24 protein-coding genes and 2 tRNA genes are annotated in these 26,071 nt (G+C 67.8%); 14 read left to right on the top strand and 12 right to left on the bottom strand.

All coding sequences use genetic code 11. The features are described 5' to 3' along the window. The 4 genes from BN10_RS06890 to BN10_RS15665 all read left to right on the top strand — a co-directional run. The coding region (locus BN10_RS06890; RefSeq protein WP_456153900.1) for a mannosyltransferase YkcB-related protein at positions 1 to 536 on the top strand (536 nt) is incomplete at its 5' end. Positions 537 to 565: 29 nt separating this feature from the next. After that, on the top strand, positions 566 to 1,045 hold the full coding sequence (locus BN10_RS06885) for a GtrA family protein (protein WP_198014024.1): 480 nt from the start codon (positions 566 to 568) through the stop codon (positions 1,043 to 1,045). 84 nt (positions 1,046 to 1,129) lie between these two features. Then, positions 1,130 to 1,222: transfer RNA gene (locus BN10_RS06880), tRNA-Ser, on the top strand. A gap of 263 nt (positions 1,223 to 1,485) precedes the next feature. Next, complete coding sequence (locus BN10_RS15665) at positions 1,486 to 2,022, top strand: GNAT family N-acetyltransferase (protein ID WP_010850485.1); 537 nt, start codon at positions 1,486 to 1,488, stop codon at positions 2,020 to 2,022. A 41-nt stretch (positions 2,023 to 2,063) separates the two neighbouring features. Here BN10_RS15665 and BN10_RS06870 read toward each other — a convergent pair whose 3' ends face one another. Together BN10_RS06870 and BN10_RS06865 are read right to left on the bottom strand one after the other, a co-directional pair. Further along, positions 2,064 to 4,982, bottom strand: coding sequence for a BTAD domain-containing putative transcriptional regulator (locus BN10_RS06870; protein WP_010850484.1), 2,919 nt, complete (start codon positions 4,980 to 4,982; stop codon positions 2,064 to 2,066). 177 nt (positions 4,983 to 5,159) lie between these two features. After that, positions 5,160 to 6,308 (bottom strand): lipase family protein, encoded by a 1,149-nt coding sequence (locus BN10_RS06865; RefSeq protein WP_010850483.1) that lies wholly within the window; start codon positions 6,306 to 6,308, stop codon positions 5,160 to 5,162. Positions 6,309 to 6,479: 171 nt separating this feature from the next. On the opposite strand from BN10_RS06865, the gene BN10_RS16800 reads away from it, so the two are divergent. Together BN10_RS16800 and BN10_RS06860 are read left to right on the top strand one after the other, a co-directional pair. After that, positions 6,480 to 6,644 (top strand): hypothetical protein, encoded by a 165-nt coding sequence (locus BN10_RS16800; RefSeq protein ID WP_010850482.1) that lies wholly within the window; start codon positions 6,480 to 6,482, stop codon positions 6,642 to 6,644. A 60-nt stretch (positions 6,645 to 6,704) separates the two neighbouring features. Next, a complete protein-coding gene (locus tag BN10_RS06860; RefSeq protein WP_010850481.1) occupies positions 6,705 to 9,857 on the top strand; it encodes a metallophosphoesterase in 3,153 nt (1,050 codons plus the stop codon). A 276-nt stretch (positions 9,858 to 10,133) separates the two neighbouring features. Here the strand turns inward: BN10_RS06860 and BN10_RS06855 are convergent, their stop codons facing one another. Both BN10_RS06855 and BN10_RS16275 read right to left on the bottom strand, forming a co-directional pair. Further along, positions 10,134 to 10,556, bottom strand: coding sequence for an SRPBCC family protein (locus BN10_RS06855; protein ID WP_010850480.1), 423 nt, complete (start codon positions 10,554 to 10,556; stop codon positions 10,134 to 10,136). A 30-nt stretch (positions 10,557 to 10,586) separates the two neighbouring features. After that, the gene (locus BN10_RS16275) at positions 10,587 to 11,570 is read right to left on the bottom strand and encodes an SDR family NAD(P)-dependent oxidoreductase (protein ID WP_198014023.1); all 984 of its coding nucleotides are present in this window, start codon (positions 11,568 to 11,570) and stop codon (positions 10,587 to 10,589) included. A 191-nt stretch (positions 11,571 to 11,761) separates the two neighbouring features. Here BN10_RS16275 and BN10_RS18260 point away from each other — a divergent pair, with 191 nt between their 5' ends. After that, complete coding sequence (locus BN10_RS18260) at positions 11,762 to 12,211, top strand: FAD-dependent oxidoreductase (RefSeq protein WP_084310960.1); 450 nt, start codon at positions 11,762 to 11,764, stop codon at positions 12,209 to 12,211. A gap of 299 nt (positions 12,212 to 12,510) precedes the next feature. Here BN10_RS18260 and BN10_RS18060 read toward each other — a convergent pair whose 3' ends face one another. Then, positions 12,511 to 12,732, bottom strand: a complete 222-nt coding sequence (locus tag BN10_RS18060) for a CPBP family glutamic-type intramembrane protease (protein WP_324603535.1) — start codon at positions 12,730 to 12,732, stop codon at positions 12,511 to 12,513. 88 nt (positions 12,733 to 12,820) lie between these two features. Between BN10_RS18060 and BN10_RS18055 the strand changes: the two genes are divergently transcribed. Beyond that, positions 12,821 to 12,982, top strand: coding sequence for a hypothetical protein (locus tag BN10_RS18055; protein ID WP_324603541.1), 162 nt, complete (start codon positions 12,821 to 12,823; stop codon positions 12,980 to 12,982). Positions 12,983 to 13,221: 239 nt separating this feature from the next. Here BN10_RS18055 and BN10_RS06845 read toward each other — a convergent pair whose 3' ends face one another. The 4 genes from BN10_RS06845 to BN10_RS06830 form a co-directional block, all read right to left on the bottom strand. Then, entirely contained in the window at positions 13,222 to 14,220 is a 999-nt protein-coding gene (locus tag BN10_RS06845; protein ID WP_010850474.1) for an NAD(P)H-binding protein, read from the bottom strand. Then, positions 14,217 to 15,455 carry an SAM-dependent methyltransferase gene (locus tag BN10_RS06840; RefSeq protein WP_010850473.1) on the bottom strand — a complete coding sequence of 413 codons (1,239 nt, stop codon included), beginning with the start codon at positions 15,453 to 15,455 and terminating at the stop codon, positions 14,217 to 14,219. The genes BN10_RS06845 and BN10_RS06840 overlap by 4 nt, the downstream gene beginning before the upstream one ends. Beyond that, complete coding sequence (locus BN10_RS06835; protein ID WP_040751025.1) at positions 15,452 to 16,159, bottom strand: DUF1365 domain-containing protein; 708 nt, start codon at positions 16,157 to 16,159, stop codon at positions 15,452 to 15,454. Before BN10_RS06835 ends, BN10_RS06840 begins: the two co-directional genes overlap by 4 nt. 77 nt (positions 16,160 to 16,236) lie before the next feature. Further along, on the bottom strand, positions 16,237 to 17,514 hold the full coding sequence (locus tag BN10_RS06830) for an NAD(P)/FAD-dependent oxidoreductase (RefSeq protein WP_010850471.1): 1,278 nt from the start codon (positions 17,512 to 17,514) through the stop codon (positions 16,237 to 16,239). 143 nt (positions 17,515 to 17,657) lie between these two features. Here BN10_RS06830 and BN10_RS06825 point away from each other — a divergent pair, with 143 nt between their 5' ends. Beyond that, positions 17,658 to 18,233, top strand: a complete 576-nt coding sequence (locus tag BN10_RS06825; protein WP_010850470.1) for a methylated-DNA--[protein]-cysteine S-methyltransferase — start codon at positions 17,658 to 17,660, stop codon at positions 18,231 to 18,233. 39 nt (positions 18,234 to 18,272) lie between these two features. On the opposite strand, the gene BN10_RS06820 is transcribed toward BN10_RS06825, so the two are convergent. Then, on the bottom strand, positions 18,273 to 19,736 hold the full coding sequence (locus tag BN10_RS06820) for an LCP family protein (RefSeq protein WP_010850469.1): 1,464 nt from the start codon (positions 19,734 to 19,736) through the stop codon (positions 18,273 to 18,275). Between the two features lie 330 nt (positions 19,737 to 20,066). Between BN10_RS06820 and BN10_RS06815 the strand changes: the two genes are divergently transcribed. Beyond that, a complete protein-coding gene (locus BN10_RS06815; RefSeq protein ID WP_010850468.1) occupies positions 20,067 to 21,971 on the top strand; it encodes a penicillin-binding transpeptidase domain-containing protein in 1,905 nt (634 codons plus the stop codon). Between the two features lie 127 nt (positions 21,972 to 22,098). On the opposite strand, the gene BN10_RS06810 is transcribed toward BN10_RS06815, so the two are convergent. Next, on the bottom strand, positions 22,099 to 22,302 hold the full coding sequence (locus tag BN10_RS06810; RefSeq protein WP_010850467.1) for a cold-shock protein: 204 nt from the start codon (positions 22,300 to 22,302) through the stop codon (positions 22,099 to 22,101). Between the two features lie 356 nt (positions 22,303 to 22,658). Beyond that, positions 22,659 to 22,745, bottom strand: a tRNA-Ser gene (locus BN10_RS06805). Between the two features lie 102 nt (positions 22,746 to 22,847). Between BN10_RS06805 and BN10_RS15655 the strand changes: the two genes are divergently transcribed. The 4 genes from BN10_RS15655 to BN10_RS17285 form a co-directional block, all read left to right on the top strand. Continuing rightward, the gene (locus BN10_RS15655) at positions 22,848 to 23,198 is read left to right on the top strand and encodes a hypothetical protein (RefSeq protein ID WP_010850466.1); all 351 of its coding nucleotides are present in this window, start codon (positions 22,848 to 22,850) and stop codon (positions 23,196 to 23,198) included. Positions 23,199 to 23,460: 262 nt separating this feature from the next. Then, complete coding sequence (locus BN10_RS06795) at positions 23,461 to 25,044, top strand: S8 family peptidase (RefSeq protein WP_010850465.1); 1,584 nt, start codon at positions 23,461 to 23,463, stop codon at positions 25,042 to 25,044. After that, complete coding sequence (locus tag BN10_RS06790) at positions 25,041 to 25,619, top strand: RNA polymerase sigma factor (RefSeq protein ID WP_010850464.1); 579 nt, start codon at positions 25,041 to 25,043, stop codon at positions 25,617 to 25,619. The genes BN10_RS06795 and BN10_RS06790 overlap by 4 nt, the downstream gene beginning before the upstream one ends. Further along, positions 25,616 to 26,071, top strand: a 456-nt coding sequence (locus tag BN10_RS17285; protein ID WP_198014022.1) for a hypothetical protein, incomplete at its 3' end; no start/stop codon positions are given. The genes BN10_RS06790 and BN10_RS17285, both read left to right, overlap by 4 nt.

The raw sequence follows: 26,071 nt of genomic DNA, 5'->3' as shown, positions 1-26,071 counted from the left end.
GTGGCGTCCCCGGCGGCGGTATGCCGCGGGGCGGGTTCCCGGGTGGAGCGCCCGGCGGGTTGGCCGGCGGAATGCCCGGTGGTATGCCGCCCGGTGGCTTCCCGGGAGGGAGCGGCCAAACCGGTGGCCGGGCCGGCGCGAACGGCATGGGCGGCCTGCTCAACGCGAGCACTCCCAGCGCCGAGGTGGTCGCTGCCTTGCGGGCCGATGCGAGCAGCTATCGATGGGCCGCGGCGACCGTCGGCTCCCAGAACGCCGCAGGCCTGCAACTCGGCAGCGGGGAACCGGTCATGCCGATCGGCGGCTTCAACGGCTCGGACCCCAGCCCCACCCTCGATGAGTTCAAGGGGTATGTGGCGTCCGGGGACATCCACTACTTCATGGGCGGTGGAGGTTTCCGCGGCCAGAACGGCGGTGGCAACTCCGGCAATGAGATCAGCTCCTGGGTGCAGGCGAACTTCACCCAGGTGAGCATCGGCGGCACGACGATGTACGACCTCACCCAGCCATTGAGCACTGCGGGCACGGCGTCATGACCCTCGTCGAGCGCCGGACGACGACAGACGTGGCCGAGGGAGACCCGGGATCCACCGGAGCGGCCGAGCCCGGAACGATCCGGCCGGAACTGCGCCTCGTGCTGCTCTTCCTCGCCATCGGCGCCGCGACGACGATCCTGCACCTGGGAGCGTTCGCTGCGCTGCGCGAGCAGTGGTCGGCGCAATGGAGCAACACCGCAGCCCTGGCTGTCGCCACCGTCGCCAACACGTGGGCCAACCGGCGGTGGACCTTCGGTGTCACTGGCGCCAAAGGCGCCGCGACGCACCAGCCGCAGGGTTTCCTTGTCTTCGCGCTGACCTGGACGTTGACGTCCGGCGGACTCCACCTGCTGGCGGCCGAGTGGCCGGGCGCCCCGCGCTGGGTCGAAGTGGCGGCCGTCGCGGTGGCGACCTCCACCTCGACGGCAGTGAAGTACGTCCTGATGCGCTACTGGATGTTCCGCAGGATCGTCAGTAACCCACGACGAGGAAGTCACCGTCCTCATTGATCAGGTGGACACAGCTTGTCCGTCCGATCACGTCGTGGTCACTTTGCTCGCAGTGGCGCGTGACGGCTACCCTGACGGGGCACTGGAGGCGTCGCCTAGTCCGGTCTATGGCGCCGCACTGCTAATGCGGTTTGGGTTAAACGCCCATCGAGGGTTCAAATCCCTCCGCCTCCGCCACCGCATAGTGGCCTCCGACCTGCGCCAACGCAGGTCGGAGGTCTTTACCGTTTGCGTGGCGTGTCGGATACGTGTCGGACCAGCCGTGGGCGAAGCACACTTGTCTGGATGCCGGGAGTGACTACCCAGCCAATGAGTGTGCTCCCACAACAGGGTTCCGGTTGGTCCACGAACTCGCCGTGTCAGGTCTGCGACAGGCTGGCGACAGGCTGGCGACAGACCGTGGAGCAACCCTGTGGGCAATCGTTCATCGGAGGAATGTCATGCCCACCACCCACCCCAGCGCACCGTCGGTACGACCACTGCGAGCCGGCGAGGTCGAACCGCTGATCGAGGTCTTCGACGGGCTCTCAGCCCAATCTCGCTTCCTGAGGTTCAACGCGCCGTTGCCACGCCTCACCACATTGATGGTCGAGCAGTTGACCGCGCAGGAAGAGGGTCGCCACGAGGCGTTCGTCGCGTCTGTGGACGGCATGGCCGTGGGTATCGGTCGCTGGGTCAGGTATGCCGCGCACCCCCAGCGCGCGGATGTCGCCGTCGAGGTCGTGGACGCGTATCACCGGCGCGGCATCGGTCGCGCGCTGATGCAGGCCGTCACGGAAAGCGCTGCCCTGGCCGGCGTCGAGTTCCTCCTCTTCTGCGTCCGACGTGACAACGACCCCGCGCGAAAGCCGTTGGCAGAAGCTGGAGTCCTCACCAACGTCGACGACCCGGAACAGTTGTGGATCCCGGTCTCGCGGCTGCTCGCCCACCTGCGTACGCGAGAGCCGGCCGACGGCACCCTTCCTCGGGCAGGCTGATTGGGGCTGGTTCGGCGGCCACGACGCGGCCCTGACTCGACTCAGGGCCGGGTCCGTTGCCGGACCGCTTGGATCGCCTCACAGATCGGGAGGATGAGTTCGTCGTCACGCACGGCGACCCAGCGACTCACGTCGTGACCTCCCTCCAGGTCTCCGTCCGCACCCCCTGTCGACGCGGCGGCGGCATCGACGGCTGCCGTCAGCCGGGGAAAGACGGGTACACCTTGCCGGCGGCACAACTCAGCGGCGGCTGCACTGTGCCCGCGCGCGCCCGGGACGCCCAATCGGCACAGGGTGGCCGATGCCCCGGATGCTGCCTCGGCGAGGAAGAACTGCACGACGCGCGGGCTCTCGTTGAGTGCGCGGTCGAACCAATATGCCGCTTGCTCGGGGACCTCGCAGTCCAGGGCTGCCCAGCCGGCGTTGAGAAGCAAGGTGCCGCTGGGCTCGACTCCCAACCGCCGATCGGCGTCGTCGATGGCCTTGGTGAGGATCGCGAGCGCCCGTGATGGATGCCCGGCGTCGAGCAGGGCGAGACCGATCTTGGCGACCACGGCACTGAGTTGAATGACGCCGGGCGAGGAGCCGATGAGGTGCCAAGCCTCCTCGGCCGCCGTCAGCGCAGCGTCGTGCCGTCCAGCAGTGGCTCTCATGACGGCCACGGTGGCGAGGACTTCGGGTAGGGCGTGGGCGGCGGTGGTTGCCGCGGGTTCGAGGAGAGCCTCAGCCTCGAGGAGCGCAGTGTCGACGTCGCCGACGACGTACGCGCCGATGCTCTCGACGAGACCGGCCAGAACGGACCACGCGGGGTCGTCGGCGAGTAGGGCCTTCGTCGTTGCTGCGTCGGGCGCCGTGACGTGTGGCGTCAGCGATTCATCGAGGGAGCGCTGCATCAGCGCGATCTTGGCGTGGTCGGCGGGACTGAGCAGGCTCGAGCGCAGGATGCGATCCAGCCAGGGCGTGGTCGCTGCCTCGTGGAAGAGCCAGTACCAGCCCAGAGTTACCCCGAGCCCGGCCACGCTGTGTGCATCACGGCACGTGAGAGCGTTCTCCAGGGCTTGGAGGTAGTCCTCGAATCCGTCCTCGACCTCCTTGAGCATCTCGTCGTGGAAGGGGACACCTCGCCAGCGATCGGCATACCACTCGCGATGGCGAGATTGCAGACGGGCGAGCTCGTCCGGACCGGTCTCGGCGACAAGTTCGAGCGCCAGGTCGCGCATGGTGCGAAGCAGGCGGAACCGCACCCGAGGGCCGCGCCGGTCCAACTGGATGATGGCGTCGCGGGCCAGCGCCCGCAGGATGTGGTCGGTGGCGGCGTCTCCGACCACGACTCGTGCGGCGTCCGCGGTGAAGGATCCGCGGAAGACGCCGACGCCACGAAAGGTGGCGCGCTCGGCAGGCCCGAGTCGGTCGATCCCGGACTGCGCGAGCGCGCGCAGTGAGCGATGCCGATCAGTGCCCGTTGCCCGGTCGTCCTCGACGTCGAGGCGCCGCGAGGTGAGCTCACTGAGTTCGGTCAAAGAGCGGGTCGCGGCCTGTCCGGCGATGAGTTCGATGCCGAGCGGGAGTCCGTCGACGTCACGGACGATCTGGCCGAGCTGGTCGCCATCGTCGTCGGTGATGAGGAGCCCGGGCGCGCGGTCGGTCAACCGTGCCTCCAGCAATCGAACGGCGGGAAGGGTCCGGGCCAGGGCACCTGCCTCGCCCGATTGAGGGCAGTCAAGGAGTTCGACGGGTACGAGCCGTTCGCCCGGCACTCCCAGCGGGGTGCGTGAGGTGATGACCATGGACACGCCGGGGCAATGCTCCAGGAGCACCCGCGCGATCGTCGCCACGGCCGTGGACGACCACTCCGCCTCGTCGACGAGCACGGTGAGGTGGGCCCGGGTCAGCGCGGCGCTCAAGGTGGCGACCGGGTCCGGGCCGGCCGCTCCGAGGCGGTACTCGATGCAGATCGCCGCGGCGACCTCCTGCGCGGAGGCTTCCGTGAGTCCGGACAGGTCGACGTAGACCAACTCCCCACTGACCTCACGGCCAAGTTCGTGCAGCAACCGACTCTTACCCACTCCGCCCGGACCGACGAGGGTGAGCAACCGGTGGCCCGCCTCCCGCCACCTCCGGAGCCGTTCCAGGTCCTCCTCCCGCCCGATGGTCTCGGACGCCGGCACCGGGATCGCGGTGGTGATCCGGCGGTGCTCGGGGCGAGCGGGCGCCACGAGTGACTCGGCCTGGGCCAGCACCTGGGCGTGCAGGGCCTGCGTCGGGGGGCTGGGATCGATGCCCAACTCCTCCCGGAGCCGGGTGCGCAGGTCGGCATAGGCGCGCAGCGCCTCCGCTTGGCTCCCCAGCGCGTAGGCCGCTCGCATGACCAACCTGGTGGGCCCCTCCCGCAGCGGGAACTCACCGACCAGGTCGTTCGCGACCGCCAGCGCCTCCTCAAGATGCGGGACCGTCCCGCCCTCGAGCAGGAGGGTGGCCAACTGCTCGTTCGCGGTGGCCTTGGCGTCCTCGAGGCGCGTCCGCTCCGCCAGGACCAGCTCATCCGTGACACCTTCGTAGGCCAAAGGCCCAGACCACAGGGCCAGCGCCCGACGGTACCGACGGACGGCTTCATCGACCTGCCCGGCCGAGCGCAGGTCACGGGCGCTCCTGATCAGGTGCTCGTGGTCGACCGCGTCGACATCGACCTCCAGCGGGAGGAGGTAGCCCTCCCTACCGGTCCGGACGAGGTCGGGGGCCGACAGTTGCCGACGCAGGCGAGCGACGACGGTGTGGACCGCGGTCGGGTTGAGACCCAAGGCAGCGTCGCCCCAGACCAGGTCCAGGAGAACCTCGGGGGGGACGCTGCGCCCGCGCCGTTGGACGAGGACCGCGAGCACGTCCCTGGGTCGCTGACCGGTCACTGGTCCCCGGCCAGCTGGGGTCTCGACCTCGACCGGGCCGAGGACTCGAATCCGCACCCGTCCATGGAACCACCCGACGAGGGCCCACGGCCACCGGGTTGTCAGCCCCGCACGGTCGCCAGGACTTGGAGGTGTCCCAACCGAGGGTGCGAGGTGGGCCTTCGAGGACCTGCGCCCCGAGGGATGGATCGTGATCGAGCGCGGAATCGCCTCGGTGTGCCCGACAGACCCGGGTCATGCCGTGGACCTCACCATCAGCTCGTCGGCCGTGTCTGGCTCGGCCGATCGATCGCGGTGAAGGTCGAGATGTGCGTCGAGTTGCTCGGCCAGCCAGGTGATCGCTGCGTCGGCCCCGTCAACGGCACCGGTGAGGTGATCCCCGGAGTCCAGTTCGACATGGGTCACGTGGACGCCCATGGCTTCGTAGGCCGCGGCGAGCTGACGACTCAACTCGGCGGGCACGATGTCGTCACCCTTTGCGTGGTAGAGGTAAACCGGCACCTCGGGGGTGCCGCCGGGGTTGCGTTCAGCCCGCAGGAGCGCTGCCCAGAGCGGGTCCTCCCACGGACGCTCACGCGTCGTCCAGGCCGCCATCGGTTCCGGGTGGGACACCACGAGTCCCGTCACGTCGAGGGTGGCGGCCACCGCGGCGGCTGCTCGGCCTCGCGCGTTGAGTATGTCCCACAGCCGAGGGTCCTCGTGAGCGTGGGCCAGGCCTACGAGGACGGCCAGGCCGAGACCGGAATAGGGTCCACCGTCGATCGCCTCGACGACGGCCGCGAGGTCGGTCGGGACTCCACCGGCCGCGAGGGCGACCAAGGTCAGATCGCGCGCATAGCTGGGCTGATGCTCGGCGGCCCACGCTGCGCAGCGACCTCCTTCGGAGTACCCCCAGAGCAGCACGGGAGCGCCGGCCTCCACTCCGTCCACGCCGGCGACGGCTGCCCGGACGATGTCGAGCATCGCCCGCCCCCCGACGCGGCCAGCTCCGTAGGTGTGGGGGCCGGGCAGGCCGAGGCCCTCACCATCGGTGACGACGACCGACCAGCCGCGGCTGAGGGCAAGCTCCAGGAAGGCGAGTTCGCCCTCCAGGCCGGTCGCGAGCAAGTGGCTGGGTGCGCTGTCGCGTCCGAGCCCGTGGACGCCGACGCCGTACGAGAGGACCGGCCGAGGTCCCGGTCCACGCCACGACATGGCGGGAACGAGGACGGTCCCGGAGACGGCGATCGTTCTGCTGTTGGTGGCTGCCGTGGTGTGGACAACCTGGGTGGCCGCGCAGGTCAGCCCCGGCACGACGACTGGCCGGGTGCGGAGCACGGTGCCTCCGCACCGGGGCATCGAGGCGGGTGTGTCGTAGAAGGGGTCCGTCGAGGGGGCGTGCACAACGCTGTCCTTTCGTCGAGGTGCTCTTGACCTCAGGCAGCGTCCCGAACCAGGCCGTCACCGATCTGTCACGCACGGCCGACCGGCTGACAGATCGGTGACAGGGCCCTCGCTCACGCTGTGACCCCGTCGGCCCGCAACGGATCGGCCACCACCGAAAGGACCACGTAGATGAGCAACACACAAACCCGACACCGCATCCTTCGGATCGCCACGCTCGGCGGCGTCGGACTGACCGTCGTCGCCAGCGGCCTGGCCATTCGCGCGGTGCGGTCCCTCGACGAGGCCTTCACCAGCGCTCTCTCGGACCCATATCTGGCGACTGAGGAGTCCTGAGTCCATGGGGCAACCACACCACTGATCGCTCAACAGAGCACACTTCCCGTAGGAGCGCACATGGACACTCTCGACACCGTCCACCTGCCCATCGGACCGACCGCCCTGAGCGCGAGTGGCCTCTTGGGCCCGGATTCCGAAATCATCGCCAGCTTCACCTGGCCGGGACTCGGACGGCCGCATTTCCCGCCGCGGGCCCCGAGCGATCCACCGACCGTGCTGCCGAGCGCGATCCGTGTGCCGGGGCCGGGGACGGACCCCACCGCTGTCCGACGGGCCCTCGAGGGGCGGATCGCGCTCTGGGACAACGGCGACCGCTCCCGGATCGTCCCTGCCCTTCTCGCAGACCCGCTGGCCGATGGAGACGGCTGGGTCATCCCACTCCTTGCCTCCGTCGAGGAACGCCGCCTCTACGATGTCGCCATCCGTGGCGCCCACAACTGGGTGACCGTGGCCCCCCACGCGATTTACTACCGGAGCGTCTGGGACACCTTCGGGATCGCGCACATCTCCGACCTGCACGTGGCCCGCCGGATCGACGGCTTCGCCGCCGCCCTCGCCCGCGCCGGGCACGAGCAGGCCAATGAACGCCTTCTCAACATGAACGACCAGTTCCGCCACGTCGTCAAGTACGCGAACCGACTCCACGACGAGGGCCACCTCGATCTCATCGTGGCCACCGGTGACCTCATCGACTACCAGTACGAACGCGACGACAACCGCAGAGGGTTGGGCAATGTCGGCTTCCTCAGGGACCTCCTCCTGGGCCGTTCCACCAGCAATTCCTGCCCGGCCGTCGAGGAGTTGCGAGTGCCGATCCTGCTCACTCCGGGCAATCACGACTACCGAAAGAACCACTACCACCTCGTCTTCGACGTCAACGAGGTCCGCACGGACATCACCCGCGTCCGCAACTTCAGCAACCTCGGCATCACCGAGAAGGAAGCCGCGGCGTTGGGGAACGAGCTCTACTTCCCGGGTCGAAGCCACGTCCCGAACCTCGGAGCCGGCCGCGCGATGGCGATGATCGAGGTTGACCACGAGATGCGCGCCCACCGAGAAGCCCTGTGCGACATCGGTCCCCACGTGGTCGAACTCGGCCCGCACCGGATCGTCCTCATCGACAGCGCGCACGACGTCGGCATCCCCTCCGGCACCGCTGGCGGCGCGTGGGAGCTGCTCAAGCAGTGGTGGGGAAATGGCGACGAAGACACCACGACCCTCATCGGCGGCTCCCCGAACTGCGAAGGGGTGTCCGACGAGGCGTATGCCGTCGCCGTCGCAGCCCTCGAATCGGCCCCGGCCGAGGGGGTCGTCATCGCGGCCCTGCACGCTCCCCTGGTCAATCTCGCCGGTGGTCAGATGCCCTGGTTCCTTCGCGAGACGACCCGTCCGTCCCAAGCCGCGCAGGCAGCGTGGTGGGTGGCGCGGCACTCCGGAGGCGATCCTGACGTGCGCCGCACGCATCCCCGGTGGTTCGGCCGGGAGGGTGACCCGGAGCCCGGATTCCTCTGCCGCGGGAGCAGCGGCGACCTGCTCGATGAAGGCGTCTCGCGTGGCCGCACAGAGGACCTCATCAGCGCCTTCGCCGGGATTGGAACGTCACGGCGGGCCGACCTCGTCCTCGCCGGTCACACCCACCACCACAATGAGATCTCGATCCGCGCGGAAGAGGGCGAGCCGGTCTTCCACCTGGACCACTACACGGGCAATCCGCGCGCGGCATACCCCAACGACACCGTCATTGCCGATGAGATCGGCAAGCGGGCCGACGGTCGACTGGACCTGCCGACGCACAAGGTGTACGTGGAGATCGACGACCTCGCCGTCGCGAGCGCGTCGCCGTGGCCGATGCCCGGGCCGGCACGCCATCGGCAGGTCGTCTTCGTCCCGCCGTACGCAGACACACTGGACCAGGCCACCGATCCTCGAGCGTGGTGGGACAAGCACAAGCCGCTGCAGTTGCAGACCGGTGCGGTCGGTCTCTGGGAGAACCAAGAGGTCAGTTTCAGCGGATTCCGCCTCATCCGGCTGCGGGACAACGTGATCGAACGCATCGACTTCGTGTCCCGAATACGACTCGACGAGAGCGGCTGGTCAGCATCGCTCGCGGAGGTGACGGCGCCCCTGCCCCCGCGTTCGCACCGACTCGTTCCACGCAGTGACCGGGTAGCACACCCCCCGGCCACAGGGACGCCGACCACGCTGGTCGCGCAGGGCGGGGTGTCGACATCGATCGTCCATCCGACCGCCGACGGCTCGCTCGTCGAGTTGTGGCAGACCGCGTCCGGCGAGGGAGGTGGCGTTCTCGTCGGCCCGCCCCAGACGCATGCCGTGGGACGCCCATGCGGCTACCTCGACAGCGGCGGGAGCCAGGTCGTGGTCTTCCGGACCGCCGATGATGAGATCGAGTCGACCTACTTGACCGGCGAGGGCGCTGCAGGCCACGACCGTCTCTCGCGCTCCTGTCGGGGGCCACGAGCGGTCGGCGATCCGAGCGGCTACCTCAACGGCGCGATGACGCACGTCGTCTATCGCAGCGAGGGCGGTCACCTCGAACTGCTGTGGTGGACCGACGATGCGGTGACCCACACCCGCATCTCCGGGTACTGCGATGAGCCCACTGCGGCAGGGGACCCGTTCGGCTATGTGGGCGCCGGCGGCCAGAACGTCGTCTTGTACCGAGGGGTTGACGGGCACGTTCACTCGCTCTACTGGAGCGATGGGCCGACCGGACACGACAACCTGTCGGGCGCGAGCGGTGGGCCGGAAACGGCAGGAGAGCCGGTCGGCATCCACCTGCCACACCTCAATGCGCACAACGTCTTGTATCGAGGGGTCGACGGATCGCTTCGCCTGATCTGGTGGGTGGGCGCCGAGCCCGCCCAGTCGGTCGACCTGTGCGCCGCTGCCGGAGCGCCGGCTGCGGTGTGCGACGGGGACCTCTGGTTCTGCCCATCGGACGGCACCCTTCACGTTGCCTACGTCGGGAAAGGCGGATCACTGCACGAGATCGCATGGTCTCCGGGGGGTCCCCAGACCTGGACAGACCTGACGCGCGTGGCACTTGCCCCGCCAGCCCGTCGCGACCGGCCGAGTGGCTTCTGTGTCCCGGGGGCCGCCACGAGACGGGTTGTCTACGCGGCTGCCGATGGTCGGGTCCACGAGATCCGCTGGGGCGAAGGCGGCGCCGAGCCGGGCGGCCGTCCGTGACGAGAGAGCTTGGCAATGTCAACCCCAGCTGGCCCACACGACGGACGCACCTGGTCGTAGGGCTCTCCACTGGGGATGGCTCAATGGCTCAGAATCCGCCCCTTGGTGAACCGTCCTAGGTTCTGGACCCGCCTGCCACTCTGACCAGAGCACCGGGTCAATGATGACCACAATGAGCACCGACCCGTCGTCAGCGGCCGGGAGCAGTGCTGGATGGTCGGCACGGCGCAGGTCGCGGCGCAGTCACAAGAAAAGATGTCATCGGTCAAATCGCACTCAGCGAAGTGCTTGGGTCATGCCCTTCTGTGCGTCGTCGCCCAGCTTGTTGAAGGCGGGTCGGAGCAGAGGTGCAAAAAGCTTGGTGAGTCCTTTGAACTCGAACTCGGCCACATAGTCGACACGACTGCCTGAGCCCTCGGAGGTGATCGTCATCTGGTCGTGAGCAACAAGGGTCTTGTTCTCACCCATCAGCTCGATGAACTCATCGGGCCGTAGAATTACTGTGGTGTAGGTGAGTTCGGTCTTGCGACCCAAGAATTGCGAGATGTTTCGGTAGGTGCTCCCGACGCCGCCGTCGCCACTCGTGCGGGTCGTGGACACGGTACCGGGATCCCACTCGTTGGTGCTGGTGAAGTCGGCCAGATACGTGAAGGTTTCCGTGGGAGTACGAGGCGTATAAACAGTTCGTTCGAGCCGCATGGCATTCTCCGATCGGTTGATGCGTTCTTGTCACTTCTGAAGTTGCTGCCGCACCCATAACCAAAGACGTGCCCGATCGGCGCGGCTCGCAGGAGTTGTTGGCAGCATGTGAGTGGGTCGGGAATGACGGTCATGCCAGAGAGTGGCAGTTCGTGGCGCGGGCTGGACGGCACTGAGCCAAACGGTCGTATCGGCACCTGCTGCTGCGTCGCGCAGAATCGGCTTGGTCGCGGCGCGAAATGCGGGCAGCGAGTCTTGTACTCCGGGGGTGTCCGCCCAGCCCGGGTGCGTTGCGTAAACCCTTACAGGGGCCCACGCGCGGCTGAATGTCTCAAGGAGTTCTACTTGAGCCCGCTTGCTACGGGCATAGGCAGTTGCGCCCGAGTATTTGCCTTGGGTGTACTCGAGGTCATCAAGGTGGAGAGCCTGGGTGTACATTCCGCCCGACGTGATGAAAATGACGCGTGGTTCGCGCAAGGACCCTCGCAGCCTCGGGAGCAACGCTTCGGTCAAAGCCACCGGACCGAGCACATGGAGGGCCATCGTCAACTCGTGTCCTTGAGCGGACTCAGTTCGCTTGGCCGGTAGCGCGCCGGCGTTATGGATGAGCACGTCCACGCTCGTCAGGCTTGAGCCCATTCTTTCGCCAAGTGTCCAGACGTCGTTGAGATCGGACAGATCACAGCGCCACACATGGAACCGCGCCTTTGGATGCCGCGCCTGCAGCTTCTTCCTGACCGAATTCCCCTTCGACTCGTCGCGCACCACGAGGTGCACCTCCGCGCCGAGGGCAGCCAAGTCGCTGGCCGTCTGCTCACCCAGCCCCGAGGATGCGCCGGTCACAACAGCGGTTGCTCCAGCAAGGGCCTCGGGTGACGGGTCTGCCGGCCAGTGTGGAAGGCGAGAGCGCACGGCATACCCGATGTTCGAGAAGCCACCGATCACACTACGGTCGAGTGCCCGATCCAGGACGACTTCGGCAGCGCGTCCGAACCGCTGAGCTTGAGGGATCACGTCGGTGACTCTATCAGAACATTCGACAAACGTTAGACAAGCCATCTACCCTCACCACATGGCAGCGATCCTTTGCGGCGATTCGGCGCTGTCATCGGTCGCCTGATCACTCATGCCGCAGAGGGCGCACCGCATTTCCACGCATCAGCCTGCTGATCAACACGTCGGCGCATACCCACCTGCGGGCCACGATGGCCCGAGACTGGCCTTGGGAGGACACCATGTGGGACCTGCAAGAGAGCGACGTTGTCATCGTGGGCGCGGGGTTGGCTGGCCTGCGATGCGCCTCCGTGCTGGAGCACGCCGGCCTTTCGGTGACCGTGCTGGAGGCGAGTGACGCCGTCGGTGGCCGGGTGAGAACCGATGTCATCGACGGCTTCAGGTGTGATCGCGGATTCCAAGTGCTCAACCCGAGTTACCCGCAGGTGAAATCGGCGATCGATATTGACGCGCTCGACCTCAAGAGGTTTGATGCCGGCTTGCGGGTTCGCACGTCCTACGGAGTCGAAACAATCGCAGACCCGTGCGAGCCCCGCACCTTCTGCCAGCGACACTCTCCAGTGGCTTGCTCTCGACTCGCGACTTGGTGGGTCTGGCGCGTTGGCTGGCTCCTTCGATCGCCTCGCCACAACATGCGATGACGCGTCCAGATTGCAGCCTTCGAACGGCCTTGGACGCTCACGGCGTGAATGGCACCCTCCGGCGCGTTCTGGACAGGTTTGTTGCGGGGGTCGTGGTCGATTCGCACGCCGAAACGTCAGCGAACTACGTTGCCGTGCTTCTCCGCTCCTTCGCCCTCGCGGCCGCATTATGGAGTTTGCGGACCCCGTACGCGCCCCAGTTCTCAGCACAGAGCGTGTACAAAGCGTTGGCCAGGTAGGCCTCCGGACGGTTCAGTGGCTGCCGTTCTGGAGCCACAGGACGCCGGGCGGAACCCTGATCAGCCTGCTGCATCCAGGACGACTGGGAGGAGGAAGAGCATTCCCAGTGACCAGGTGAGGTGGGTGACGACGGGGCCCAAAATCCCGCCAGTCACTCTGCGCTGCAGGCCAGTAACAACACCGAGGAGTGCGGCGGCAAGAACGAGGAGGGGTATGCCTGCGGCAGCCGTCACCAGGGTGTAGACGAGTGTCGAGATGGTCACGGCGCGCCGTCGGCCTATGGCGGCATAGAGAGCGCCGCGAAAGTAGAGTTCTTCGGCTACCCCGTTGACGGCTGTCAGCCACGACTGAGAGTGAGCCGTAGGCGGCGTGGGCGAGGAGCCGATCCACGGGCTCGCGGAGAACTGGGATCCGCGCGACGGCGACAGCCCCGACGAGGAAGATCGCCAGCAGCAGCAGTCCGAGAGTGAGCGACTGGACCACCGCCCGGCTCGACCCGCCATCACGACGGTGCGCGCGTCCCAGGTGTAGTCGACCGGACGCAAACGCACCGAGTACCCAGACGAGTGCAAGGGCAAGGGTGGCAACGTAGAAAAGCGAGTCACCAGGAGTGATGCGCAGCGCCCATGCAAGCACGCAGGCACCTACGACAAGCGTGAGAGCCGCGACGACTCTACGCCGCCGAAAGGCTTCATCCGACTCCGAGTGATCGCGCTCTACAGGCGCAAGGAGGGCTGCGCGAGCAAACGCTGACAGTTCACCGAGTAAATTCAAGGACCCGCCCAATCGGGATCCGCGGCCGTGAGTCTGGCCGGGTGTACGGAACCAGCCTCCGGACGCCGCGTGAAGTCCTGAGCTGTCACCGCCAGCCCCAGAGCCTCGTCGAATCCGGCCAACGTGGAACGGGGGCGGCCCGTCAACTCGCCAAGGTCATCCTCACCGGCGACCACCTCGTGAAGCAGACTGCCCACGAGCGGCTTGGCAAGCCCGGTCGGAACAGGCGTGACCAGTCCCACCCAGTGGCTGGCGAGCATCGGCGTCAGGACGGGCACAGTCACAATCTTCCTGGGGCGTAGCCCGGTTCGCTCGGCGAAGCGCTCGATCATTTCGCGATATGTCAACACGTCCGGACCAGCGATGTCGAAGGCTCGATTGACTTCTGGGGGAAGGTCGACAGCTGCGATGAGCAGGTCGAGCACGTCGGCCACGCCGATCGGCTGGATTTTGTTGCCGAGCCACTTTGGGGTCACCATGATCGGGAGACGGGTCGTGAGGTGGCGGAGCATCTCGAAGGACGCAGAGCCGGAGCCAATGATGACGGCTGCCTGCAGGACGGCCGTCGGTACTCCACTTGCCATGAGGAGGTGACCGACCTCGACACGTGACGCCAGATGATCGGAAAGTTCACCCTCAGGGTGCAGGCCGGAGAGATAGATGATGCGGCCGATCTTGGCGCGTTGCGCCGCCAACCCGAATCGTCGAGCCAACTCTCGGTCACGCTCGACGAAGTCGCCTTCCCCATCCATTGAGTGCAAGAGGTAGTAGGCGATGTCAACGCCGTTACACGCCTTGTCAAGCGCGTCGTTCGACGTGGCGTCGCCCTCGACGATCTCGACCCGGTCGACCCAGGCACGGCTGGCCACCTTGCTGCGGTTGCGGGTCAGAACCCGGACCATGAAACCGCGCTCGAGAAGTTCGGGCACCAATCGCGAACCGATGTAGCCCGTCGCCCCAGTGACGAGGACTCGGCACTTGGCATAGTCGGTCATGAATGACGCTCCAAGGTGAGTTGCGCGACGTCGAGGTAGGCGCTGCGAAAACCAGCTTCGCTGTAGGCGAGGTAGAACTCCCACATCCTGCGAAAGGTTTCGTCGAAACCGAGCGTCTTGACCGATGGCCATTGCCGATCGAACTCGTGCCGCCAGCGACGCAGCGTCTCCGCGTAGTGCAGGCCGAACGGGCGCACGGCGGTGACGGTCAAGGTTGTGTGCTGCTGGGCGATCGATGACAAGGCATCAAGGGAAGGGATGAGCCCCCCGGGAAAGATGTACTTTTGGATCCACCCATAGGAGTTGCGGGTGGCCAGGTAGCGCTCGTGTTCCATGAGGATCGACTGAACGATTGCGGTCCCGCCAGGGGCGAGCAGGCGGTCGATCGCCTTGAGGTAGGTCGGCCAGTACTCGTCACCCACGGCCTCCAGCATCTCGATGCTCACGATGACGTCGAATTGCCCCTCGACCTCACGGTAGTCCTGAACCCGAACCTCGACCCGGTCGGTGAGCCCGGCGTCGGCCACTCGCCGCACGGCCTCAGCGTGCTGCTCGCGGGACAGCGTGATGGTCGTAACCCTTGCCCCTCGGGCGGCAGCCACCATGGCGAGCGCTCCCCACCCGGTTCCGATCTCCAGCATCTTGGTGCCGCTGCCGACCCCGGCCGCGTCAAGGGCGGCCTCAATCTTGCGGCTCTGGGCCTCGCGCAGGGTCTGTTCGGCCCAGGGTCGGGACTCGTCGAAGAGTGCCGAACTGTAGCTCATCGTCTCATCCAGGAAAGTCGCAAACAGGTCGTTGGAGAGGTCGTAATGAGCGGCGATGTTGGCTCGCGATCCTTCGCGGGTGTTGCGGTCACGATGGGGAAGTGCGACATCCACGAGACCCCTCAGCCGCAACAGCGGTCGCGGCAGGATCGTGGCAAGCCGGGCCGCGAAAGGCGTGAGCGCGTCGGCCAGGTCGCTGCCTACCGCGGCTCTCCACTCGCCGGCCATGTACCCCTCACCCAGACCGATCTTCGGGTGAGCCTCCAACCGACGATGTAGCCGGTCGGGGTCGAGCACCTCGAGGACGGGCGAGGTGGCATCACCTCCGCCGAGAACCTCGCCCCCGGGGTAGCGGACCCGAACCGGGAGATCGCGTACGGCGCGCGCGACCAACGCCTTGGCCACCCGACCGCGAGTGACCCGCGAGCGCACGTCGGTCAGGCCCGGCAGGTACGGGTCTAGGGCAGTCATCGGTGAACCTCCGACGGAGTACGGACCGGCAGTCTTCGGGCCCAGAGGCGGATGCCGTGCCAGCGGATGAGGATTGAGACTCGTTGCGCCATGAGGGGGGCGGTCACTAGCTCGGCGAGCACTCTCCGCTTGGTCGCGGGGACCGGGTTCCCCCACGTCGCGGCCAGCAGGAGCGGACCCTTGTCGTCGTGCAGTGCCACGGAGGTGGCGACCCGCTGGGGGGAGAGCGCAAGTCGCACGGCATACCGTCCTGACACGTCGTTGAAGGGCGACACGAAGAACTCCTTGCCGACCTCGGCGCGACCTCGGCCGTCCGGGACGAGGACGTAGGTATGCCGTCCACCGTAAGTGTTGCGAACCTCGAGCGCTGCCGCTCGTAACTGACCGTCGACTCCCAGCAGCCAGTACGTGGTGAGTGGGTCGAAGACGTGGCCGAAGACATGGGCCTGGGCAAGCATGACGACCCGAGCCACATCGCGCAGAGCAACACCCTCTGCCGCGACGATAGCCAGGACCTGCTCCTTGAGGGCGGCCCAGGTGGCCGGCGAGTCGAGGTGCTGATCCGGTCGGACATCGGTGAGTCTGCCGAGCCACGTGGGGACGCCGGAGCCTGCGTCGAGGTCGATCAGCCACTGCTGGTGCCGGTGATTGAAGGCATACCGGATCGGCCGATACCGCACGTGGTGCACCCGCCCCACGACCACCGCAGGAAGTTGAGGGAGACGACCAGCCTGCTCCGCGGCAGACTGATCGGCCGAAGGATCGGTTGCTGCGCGACGGCTCACCATGACACCCCCAGCGCTTCGGCCGCTGCCACTCCAGACCGGCAGCCGTCCTCGTGGAACCCCCAACCGTGATAGGCGCCGGCGAACGCGGTGCGCCCACCGGAAAGAGAAGGGAGCCGACGCTGGGCCGCCACGGAGACGGCGTCGAAGACGGGATGGCTGTAGGTCATGGAAGCGATGACTTTGGCGGGGTCGATCCGGTCGGTCGCGTTGAGGGTGACGAGGAGTGGCACCTTCGATGGCAAGCCCTGCAATTTGTTCATCCAGTAGGTCACGATAGGCGCTGACGAGTGCGAGGACATCGGCACGAGATAGTTCCACGAGGAGCGAACTCCACGTGTGTGTGGCAGCAGCGTGAGGTCCTGGTGGAGCACTGTTTCGTTGTCTGAGTACTGAATGGCTCCGAGGACGTCCTTTTCCCGTGGTGTGGCATCGGCGAGCAGGTTGAGGGCCGTGTCCGAGTGGGTGGCGACGACGACCCGGTCGTGTGTGGCCCTGCCGCCGGTCGCGTCCACGATCTCCACACTGTCCTCATGGCGCATGATGCGGCGCACGGGCGTGGCAACGCGCACATCGTCGAGCCGGGTCGCGAGCGCATCGACATAAGTGCGCGACCCGCCCTCGACAGTGAGCCACTGGGGAGAGTTCCCAATCTCGAGCATGCCGTGGTGCTGCAGGAAAGTGAAGAGGTGGCGGGCCGGGTGGTCCAGCGCCCGATCGGTACCGGTCGACCAGACACACGCGACGAGCGGAACGGCATACAGTTCGACGAATGCACGCGGGAAGCCGCACGCGGTAATGAAATCGCCGTATGTCCTCAGGTCGTCCTCGGCGCTAGTCGCCAAGAACTTGGTCGCCAGCCGATGAAAGCGGCGAACGCCAAGGAGGAGTTGGCGGTAGTCCCGGCGCACCAACTGGCGGGGCCGCGCCAGGAAACCGATCGCACCGCGGCCACCTGCGTACTCCACCCCGGTCTCTTCGTGCCTGATGCTCATCGACATCTCGGTCGGTGACACCGCCACCTCAAGTTCGGCGAAGAGTCGGCGCAAGAGCGGATAGGTCCGGTCGTTGTGGACGATGAAGCCGGTGTCGACGGCCACCACGCTGCCGTCGGGAGCCCTGACGTCATGGGTGTGCGCATGACCTCCGAGCCGAGGCTCGGCCTCGTAGACGGTGACATCGTGCCGGGACGCCAGGACGTGGGCTGCGGTCAGCCCGGCGACACCGGCACCGACGACGGCGATCGATTCCCGATCCTTCACGTGCGACGACATAGGAGGTACAGTGACTGAACTGTCGAAGGTTTGTCAAAGGTTAACGGGGACCATCCATCCACTGCGAGATCCGGCCGCGGGTGGTCAGAACCAGGCCGGCAGGCGTCAATGCTTGCTGCCCCCTCAACCGCTGGAGGCCGAACGTGGAGAACACAAATCGTCACGATCGTCAGCGCAAGTTGATGAATGCCGTCGTGACCCGGCGCCACACGACCCTGAGCACGACGCTCGGCGACCTGCTCGCGGTCGCCGAGGACCTGGACGGCCAGGACGCCCTGATCGGGCTCTACTTCCCCGCCCACTGGCACCCGCCGGCCGACGGCACGATCGGCCACCACGTGCCGCCGACCGGGGACCGGCTCTTCACGACCTTGGCGGGTGAGCTCGCGGCATACCTCTCGGGGTCGCTCACGACCTTCACGACACCGGTCCGCACCCATGGCGACGCCTTCTCCGAGCAGGTCTGGGACCGCTTGGCCAGGATCCCCTACGGCGCGACGACGACGTACGGCGTCATCGCGGCCGAATTCGGCAACCGCAACCTGGCCCAACGCGTCGGTCAGGCCGTGGGTCACAACCCCGTGAGCATCCTCGTGCCCTGCCATCGGGTCGTCGGGTCGGACGGCTCCCTCACAGGGTATGCCGGTGGGCTCGATCGCAAGCGAACCCTCCTGGCGCTGGAGTCGCCACCGGCCGACGACGCCGGCCGTCTGTTCTGACCACCTGTGTTCTGACCGCCCGTGGTGATCGGCGAGGCGTCAGGAGCAGATGTTCTCGTCCGCCGACCGGGTCGAGATGCTGGGGCTGGGGCTCGGCGATGTCGTGCCGGAGGTCGACGGGCTCGACGAGCTGGTCGGTGAAGAACTGATGCTCGGCGTCGGCAATGGCTGCGTGCCCAGCCGGTTGGACACCTCGACGACGTCCGGGGCACCGACACCGAGAGTGACGACGACGGTGTTGCCCAGGCTGGACGCCTGACGCATGACAGCGCCCGGGAAGGCCGCGGCGACGGTGCGCGCAGCGTCCTCCTGCATCGGGGAGTACTCGACGAGCACACCGGTCGTCTGGGCGGGCGCATCACCGCGCGTGACCTGACGGAAGCCCTGGACCTGCAATGCCTCCACCGCCTGCGTGGCCAGCCCACGAACGCCCGAGCCGTTGAGGACCTGGACAGCGATCTTGTCGGGGGTGACGGTCAGCGCGGCCGGCGACTCGGTGCCGGTCGGGGACGGGCTCGCGGTCGGGGCGGCACCGATGGCGTGGTCCCCGCGGATGGCCTCCCAGATGAGGTCCGCGTCGTCGGTCCACTGCACCCGGTTCGGGTCCGGTTGGTAGACGGTCGTCGGGACGGTGACGAACTGGATGTTCTCGGCGCCGACGTCCTGCAGGCTCTTGGCGACGGTGGCCATCTCGGTCAGACCCAGGTCAGGGTCGGTCGTCAGGGACTTCGTCGCCGCGTTGAGGAAGGAGTAGAGCTTGTCGGGACGCTTGAGCATCTCGGTCGACACGGCCTTCTGCACCACCGACGACATGAACGCCTGCTGCCGCTTGATGCGGTTGATGTCCGACCCGTCGCCCAAGGTCTTGCGGGCGCGGACGTAGCCGAGCGCCGACGACCCGTCGAGGACATGCCGTCCCGGGGTGAGGTCCAGGCCGGACGCGGGGTCGTCGATGGCCACCGGGGTGCAGACCTCGATCCCGCCGAGAGCGTCCACCATCGACTGGAAGCCCTCGAAGTTCACGACTGCGTAGTGGTCGACGAAGACGCCCGTGTTGCCCTCGAGCGTGCGGATCGTGCAGCCCGCTCCACCCTTGTTGTAGTTGTAGTTCCACTGGCGGACCACCCACTGACTCTTGGGGGTCTCGGCCTTGCAGTCCTTGGGCGCGGGCACCATCGAGTCGCGGGGGATGGAAACGGCGAGGACCGCCTTCCGGTCAGCGGAGATGTGCACCAGGACATTGGTGTCGGAATGATCGCCCCCCTCGACGGTGTCGGGGCCGAAGGTCGAGGTGTCATCGAGGTTCTTCCGGGTGTCCGACCCGAGCACGAGAATGTTGAGCGGTTTGCTCTCGTTGGGCGCCGCCGCTCCCTGCGTGGGCCGATCGGTGCCCAAGGCCATCGACACGTCGACCCGGTGGACATTGTTGTTGAGCTTCCAGACCACCACACCCGTCACGACGACGAGGGCGAGGACCAGGACGCCGGCGATGATGCCGGCCATTCTGAGAATCGGATGCCGGTGAGTGCGGTGGGGGCCACGGGCGCGACGACGTCCCCGGGCGCCACGACGTGTGGGTTGGACATCGTCCGACCCGTCATCCCACCGACCCAACTGCCCAATCCCTCTCGTCAGCGGGCGCCCCTGGTCACCCGCGCAGGCGTCATCAGCCCCTGTCCGACCCCAACGATAGGCATCCAGTCTGTGCGTTCCCTGCATTACGTGCAGATCCGTCCGGCGTTGTCGTCGCCACCTGTGACTATCGGCGCCGGACCGGGCGACGCGCCGATCCACTGCGCCGGACCGCCGGACCGGTCAGGTTGACTGGAGACCATGCGTTCTCGTCCCGCCCTGCTCGCCAGCCTCATCGCCGTGGCCCTGGTCGCGGTCGTCGGCACCGTCGGCTGGCGGTGGTACTCCACCGAGCGGGACCGCGAGGCGGGATCGAAGTCGGCCCTCGCGGCATACGTCAAGGGGTGGAATACCAAGACCATGACCGGGGTGTCCTTCGACACCGCTGGGGTTGCCGAGGACTTCACCAAGACCGTCGCCGGGATGGCGACCGCCCCGGTGAGCGCCAACGCGGAGTCCCTGGCCCGCGATGGGCAGACGGCGACCGCCCGGCTGACCGTCGACTGGACCCTGCCCGGTGACCGGCACTGGAAGTACGCGCTGCCGGTCAGCCTCGCCGAGCGGGGTGGCCACTGGGTCGTGCTCGCACCCGAGGGTGGGTCGCGATGGAGCCCCGACCTGCCCGAGGGCGCATCGCTGAGCATCAAGACTGTCCAGGCCAAGCGAGGGGACCTCCTCGATCGCGGTGGGGCCGCCCTGATGCCGATGTCCTCGGTCTATCCGGTCCAGATCGACCCGGTCCGCGCGACCCCCGAGTCCGCCGCCGGACTCGAAGGTGTCACCGGCGAGCCGGCCGGCTCCCTCGTGGCGAAGCTGGCGGCGGCCAAGGCCTCGGGGTCGGCCGCCCCGATCCCCGTCATCACCTATCGCCAGGCCGACTTCGACGCCCGCAAGGCAGCCCTCGATGCGCTCGTCGGCGTGATCTATCCGCGATCGGAAGCGCCCCTGGCACCGACCCGCACCTTCGGCCAGCCGCTGCTCGGCACCTACGGTGCCGTCACTGCCGACCTGGTCACCGCCTCGAAGGGCCGGTATGCCGCGGGCGACCGCGCCGGGCTCTCCGGGCTCCAGTTGCAGTACGACCAGACCCTGGCCGGCAAGCCGGGGCTGCAAGTCGTGGCCTCGACAGGCAAGGTGCTCTTCGAGGAGGCCGCCGTCGATGGCGAGGACGTGGGGACCACGCTCTCGGTCGCCGTGCAGGACGCCGCCGAGAAGGCGCTCGTCGCGGGCGGTTCCGTGCCGTCGGCCATCGTCGCCATCGACGTCGCCACCGGAGAGGTGGTCGCTGCCGCCAACTCCCCCGGCGACGGGATGAACCGCGCGCTGACGGGCCATTACGCGCCGGGGTCGGGCTTCAAGGTCGCGTCGACGATGGCTCTGCTGGAGAAGGGTCTGGTGACGCCCGAGACGGTCGTCGACTGCCCGCCGACCATCACCGTCGACGGCAAGTCCTTCCGCAATTTCGAGGGTGGCGAGGCGACCGGCGTGACCTTCGCCCGCGACTTCGCCCTGTCGTGCAACACGGCCTTCATCGGCTTGAGCGGCACCCTGGCCCCCGGCGACCTGGCCGCCAGCGGCAAGGCACTCGGGATCGGTGCTGGGTGGACCGACCGGATCGGCGTCACGGGCACCTTCGAGGGGTCGATCCCCGAGACCACGCCCGGCACCGACCTGGCGGCATCGGTGATCGGTCAGGGCCGCATCGAGGTCTCTCCCCTGTCGATGGCCGTGGCGGCCGGATCGATGGCGCGCGGGGCCTTCCTCGCCCCCACGCTCGTGAAGGTGGGCGCGGGCGCGACCACCCCGGCTCCGGCGGCCCTGCCCCAGCCGGCGCTGGACCAGACGCGGGCTCTGATGCGGTCGGTCGTCACCGAAGGGTCCGGCACGGCGTTGCAGGGTGCCCCCGGCGGTGATGTCTTCGGCAAGACCGGGACGGCTGAGTACGGCACGGAGGTGCCGCCCAAGACGCGGGCGTGGTTCGTCGGCTATCAGGGCGACCTGGCCTTCGCGGTGCTGGTCGAGGACGGGCGTTCCGGCGGCTCGGTGGCGGCCCCGATCGCCAGGTCGTTCTTGGACCTCTACCGCGCGGCACCGACCGCGGAGTGACCTCGCCACCACTCCCGTTGCGTCCGCGTGCTCGGTCGCTGTAGCGACGGAACACGCGGACGCAAGGGAAGGCCCCCACCCGGCAAACCGGATGGGGGCCTTCGTCGAAGACTGGTGAGGTCCTCGCTCAGATGGGGCGGACCTGGTCGGCCTGCGGACCCTTCGGACCCTGGGTGACCTCGAACTCGACCCGCTGGGCCTCGTCGAGGGACTTGTAGCCCTGGGTGTCGATGGCGGAGTAGTGAACGAACACGTCCGGGCCGCCGCCGTCCTGGGCGATGAAACCAAAGCCCTTCTCAGCGTTGAACCACTTCACGGTGCCCTGTGCCATGTGGGGTAACTCTTTCCTTGTTGTAGCACTTCGGAGACGCGACCTCCGCGCCCCCAGTGGTCTGTCAACGTACGCCCCATGCCGACGGAGAACCGCCGTGTAACCAAAACAACCCGCTGACCGGTGGCCAGCGGGTGTTCTTGCTGTGCTGCGAGGAACTGCTGTTGTGCAACCGCGGATGAACTTATCAGTGATCTGGGTTACTCGCGCGTTCGACATCCAGAGTTCACTCAGGTCAATCATGACGAGGAGATGGTGTCCCTGTTCATCGGCATGGGGCGCGGCGCCATAGCCACCGATCGCGCCAGCGAGCGGAGGGCGTGGTGGGTCCTACGGCCACCGATCGCGCCAGCGAGCGGAGGGCGTGGGATTCGAACCCACGATGACGTTGCCGCCATAGCGGTTTTCAAGACCGCCGCACTAGGCCACTATGCGAGCCCTCCAACGCTCGGCCAGCCCCGCGGCATACCGAACGACGGACCCAAGCGTATGCCGCGGGCGCACCCTTGCTGTGTAGGGTCGGAGGCCGAGACCAAGGAGTGCTGATGGGCAAGCTGGGATTCCTCGCCGGGATGGCTGCCGGCTATGTGTTGGGTGCCCGTGCGGGCAAGCAGCGCTACGCCCAGATCAAGACCGTCTCCGGCAAGGTGTGGAACAGCCAGCCGGTGCAGAAGCAGGTCGCGAGCGCCAAGGAGGCGGCCCGGACCAAGGCGGCCCCGGTTGTCGCGGATCTGGTCGGGGATGCCGCAAAGACCACTGCGGCCAGGTTGCGCGCCCAGCGCACGGTGGCGTCCGAGACGATCTCGTCGACCGCGGCGACGCCGACACCGGAGGCCGATGCGTGGTCGACACCCCCGGCCGGTGACGACCCGTGGGCGGCGGCCAGCCGGCCCTGAGCCCGAGCGACGCCGCTTCGGGAGGTCCCACGACCCCTGGTTCGCAGGACCTCCCGCCCCCTCGGCGGAGTCGGACCCCCTGGCCGACCCATCGAGAAGAGCACCGTGAGCCCGTCCTGATACATCCCTGAGAGCCCGACTTCTGGGGCTGTATCAGGACGAGCGTTCGCCATCTCCTGACAGGTGTCCGCGACACCCCTACGCTGAGGCACATCGGGCCGGCTCTCAACGGCTTCTCAGCATCGAGTTCAGGAGATGCACGATGGCGGTCGAGTTCCCACCGAGACTTCCCTTCCCTCGCCGCCCCCCGGAGCGCAAGGCACCACCGACGGGCCGTCGCCCGGCCGTCGGGGCACCCGCCTCAGCGGTCGATCGACTGGGTCTGCGCTTCCTCGACCCGGCGACCGCGCTCTCGGAAGGTGGGCAGACGATCAGCGCGACCGTGTATGTCGGCGACTGTCTGCTGGTCGGCGGCGACCCGGCCCAACTCGCCGACACCGCCTCGGTCATCGAGGAGATCACCGGGCTGACCGTGACCGTCGAGGAGTCCGGACTGGCGGGGATTGCCCGCGAGGCCGGACTGTCTGATTCCGTGGCCGCCTTCGACCCGACCGTGCTGCGGTTGAGCGTCAAGAAGGGTGAGCTGTCGAGGCCTCCGGATGCCTGGGAGGCCCTCCTGCGGATCCGCCGGGACGGCCGGCTCGCAGGGACCAATCTGGGTCTGAGCCACGCAATGTTCGCGTGTGGCTGGTCCGATGGGATCGGCTGGTCCGACGGCATCGGGTGGTCCGATGGGATCGGCTGGTCCGACGGCATCGGGTGGTCCGACGGGATCGGGTGGTCCGACGGCATCGGGCGCGGGCGCAACGGCTGCCGGCCGGTGCACCTGGCCGCCCCGGATCCGGCTCAGGGCCGCGAACTCGACGGCCCCTTGGTCGCCGTCCTCGACACCGGCCTGGGAACGCACAAGTGGTTCCCGGACGGCGATGGGGTCATCCGTGACCCTCGTGTCCTCGGCCAACCGATCGGCCTTCGGTATGCCGCGGGGCTGGACCCCGAGATCACGGGAGTCACGATCGACCAGGTCAACGGCACTCTGGACCGGCTGGCGGGTCACGGCACCTTCATCGCGGGCATCATCCGGCAGCACGCGCCATCGGCCGCGCTCATGTCCGTCCCGGTCATGGCCGGCGACGGTGTGGCCGACGAGCGGGATGTCATCCGGGCACTCGCCGCGCTCGTGATCCGTCAGGAAATGGCGCTCAAGGACGGGATCGAGCGGCCCGTGGATGTCCTCTCCCTCTCCCTCGGCTACCACCACGAGACGCCAGGGGCATTCGTGGCCGAGCCCCTCCTCATCGGGGCCCTGCGGCGCCTCTCCGAACTCGGCGTCGTGGTCGTGGCGGGCGCAGGCAACGACGGCAGCAATGTCGAGTTCTTCCCGGCTGCGTTTGCGGCCACGGGCCTGCCGGGAGCCCCGATGGTCAGCGTCGGTGCCCGCACGACCTCCGAGCACGAGGTGGCGATCTGGTCGAACACCGGCTCCTGGGTGATGGCCTATGGCGCCGGCGCGTCCGTTGTCAGCACGATGCCGACCACCTTCAACGGTTCCCGCCGCAGCGGGCTCGCCCAGCCGGCTGCACCGGGACAACCGGCACGCGGCACCGGCGACAGCGATGACTTCAGCGGAGGCTTCGGGGTCTGGAGCGGCACGTCGTTCTCGACGCCCGCCCTGGCCGGCGAGATCGCGGCGGCCCTGACCGCCGATCAGGCCGGCCGGATCGACAGCGACCGCGTCAAGCGAGCGCAGAAGGCGGTCGCCGCAGTCCTCCAGGACGCGCCGTGAACGCGCCCACCCGGGACTTGGGGACGGTCACCGCGGCTGCGATCGCGGCATACCGCAGCGGTGACACCTCTCTCATGGCCGAGATGGTCGAACGCGTCTCACCCCTGCTCTGGCGGGTGGCGCGCGCCCAAGGACTGTCCACGGCGTCCGCCGAGGACGTCGTCCAGACGAGTTGGCTGCGGCTGCTGCAGCACATCGACCGGATCGACGAGGACCGGGCCGTGCTCAAGTGGCTCGTGACGACGGTCCGTCGGGAGGCGTGGAGCGTGGGCCGGAAGTCCACGAAGGACATCGTCAGTGATCCGGTCGCCATGCCGGAAATGCCGACCGTCGATCCCACGGTGCAACTGGTCGAGCAACTGGGGGTCTCGGACGTCCTCTGGACGCACGTGCGGGACCTGTCCGAGCGCTGTCGCCGGCTCCTCGCCGTCATCGCCTTCGCCGACCGTCCGGACTATGCCGCGATCGCCGAAGCCTTGGGTATGCCGGTCGGCAGCATCGGTCCCACCCGCGGTCGCTGCCTGGCCAAGTTGCGCGCCGCCCTCGAGGCCGACCCGACGTGGGTGACGTCATGACCGGCGACGAGCGCCTGGCCGACCAGCCCATCGACGACATCGATCTCGAGATCCTGGCCCAGATGCGGCGCGGCCTCGAGGAGGTCGACCCGATGCCGGAGGGGATGACCGACCGGATCCAGTTCGCCCTGACCGTGGCCTTGCTCGAGGCCGAGGTCGCGAACATGGTCTCGGACGCGCCTCTGGCGGGGGTGCGATCGGACGACTACGACCGGGCGACGACGATCACCTTCGCCTCGGACGGCTTCAGCGCCACCATCTCGGTCGAGACCGGCCGCGGCGGTCAGCTGTCGATGCACGGTTGGACCAGCGAACCCGGAGCAGAGGTGGAGGTGCGAGAGCGAGCCCGCACGCAGCGGACCGTGGCCGATGAGCACGGCAGGTTCGCCTTCGCCTCACTGCAGAGCGGGCTGGTCAACCTCGTCTTCCGCCGCACCGGCGGCCCACCGCCG

The organism is Phycicoccus elongatus Lp2 (assembly GCF_000367525.1).
In the GTDB taxonomy this organism is placed as follows: Bacteria; Actinomycetota; Actinomycetes; order Actinomycetales; family Dermatophilaceae; genus Phycicoccus_A; species Phycicoccus_A elongatus.
The sequence above is the reverse complement of the archived record's forward strand: the minus strand, read 5'-3'. Positions and strand labels throughout refer to the sequence as shown.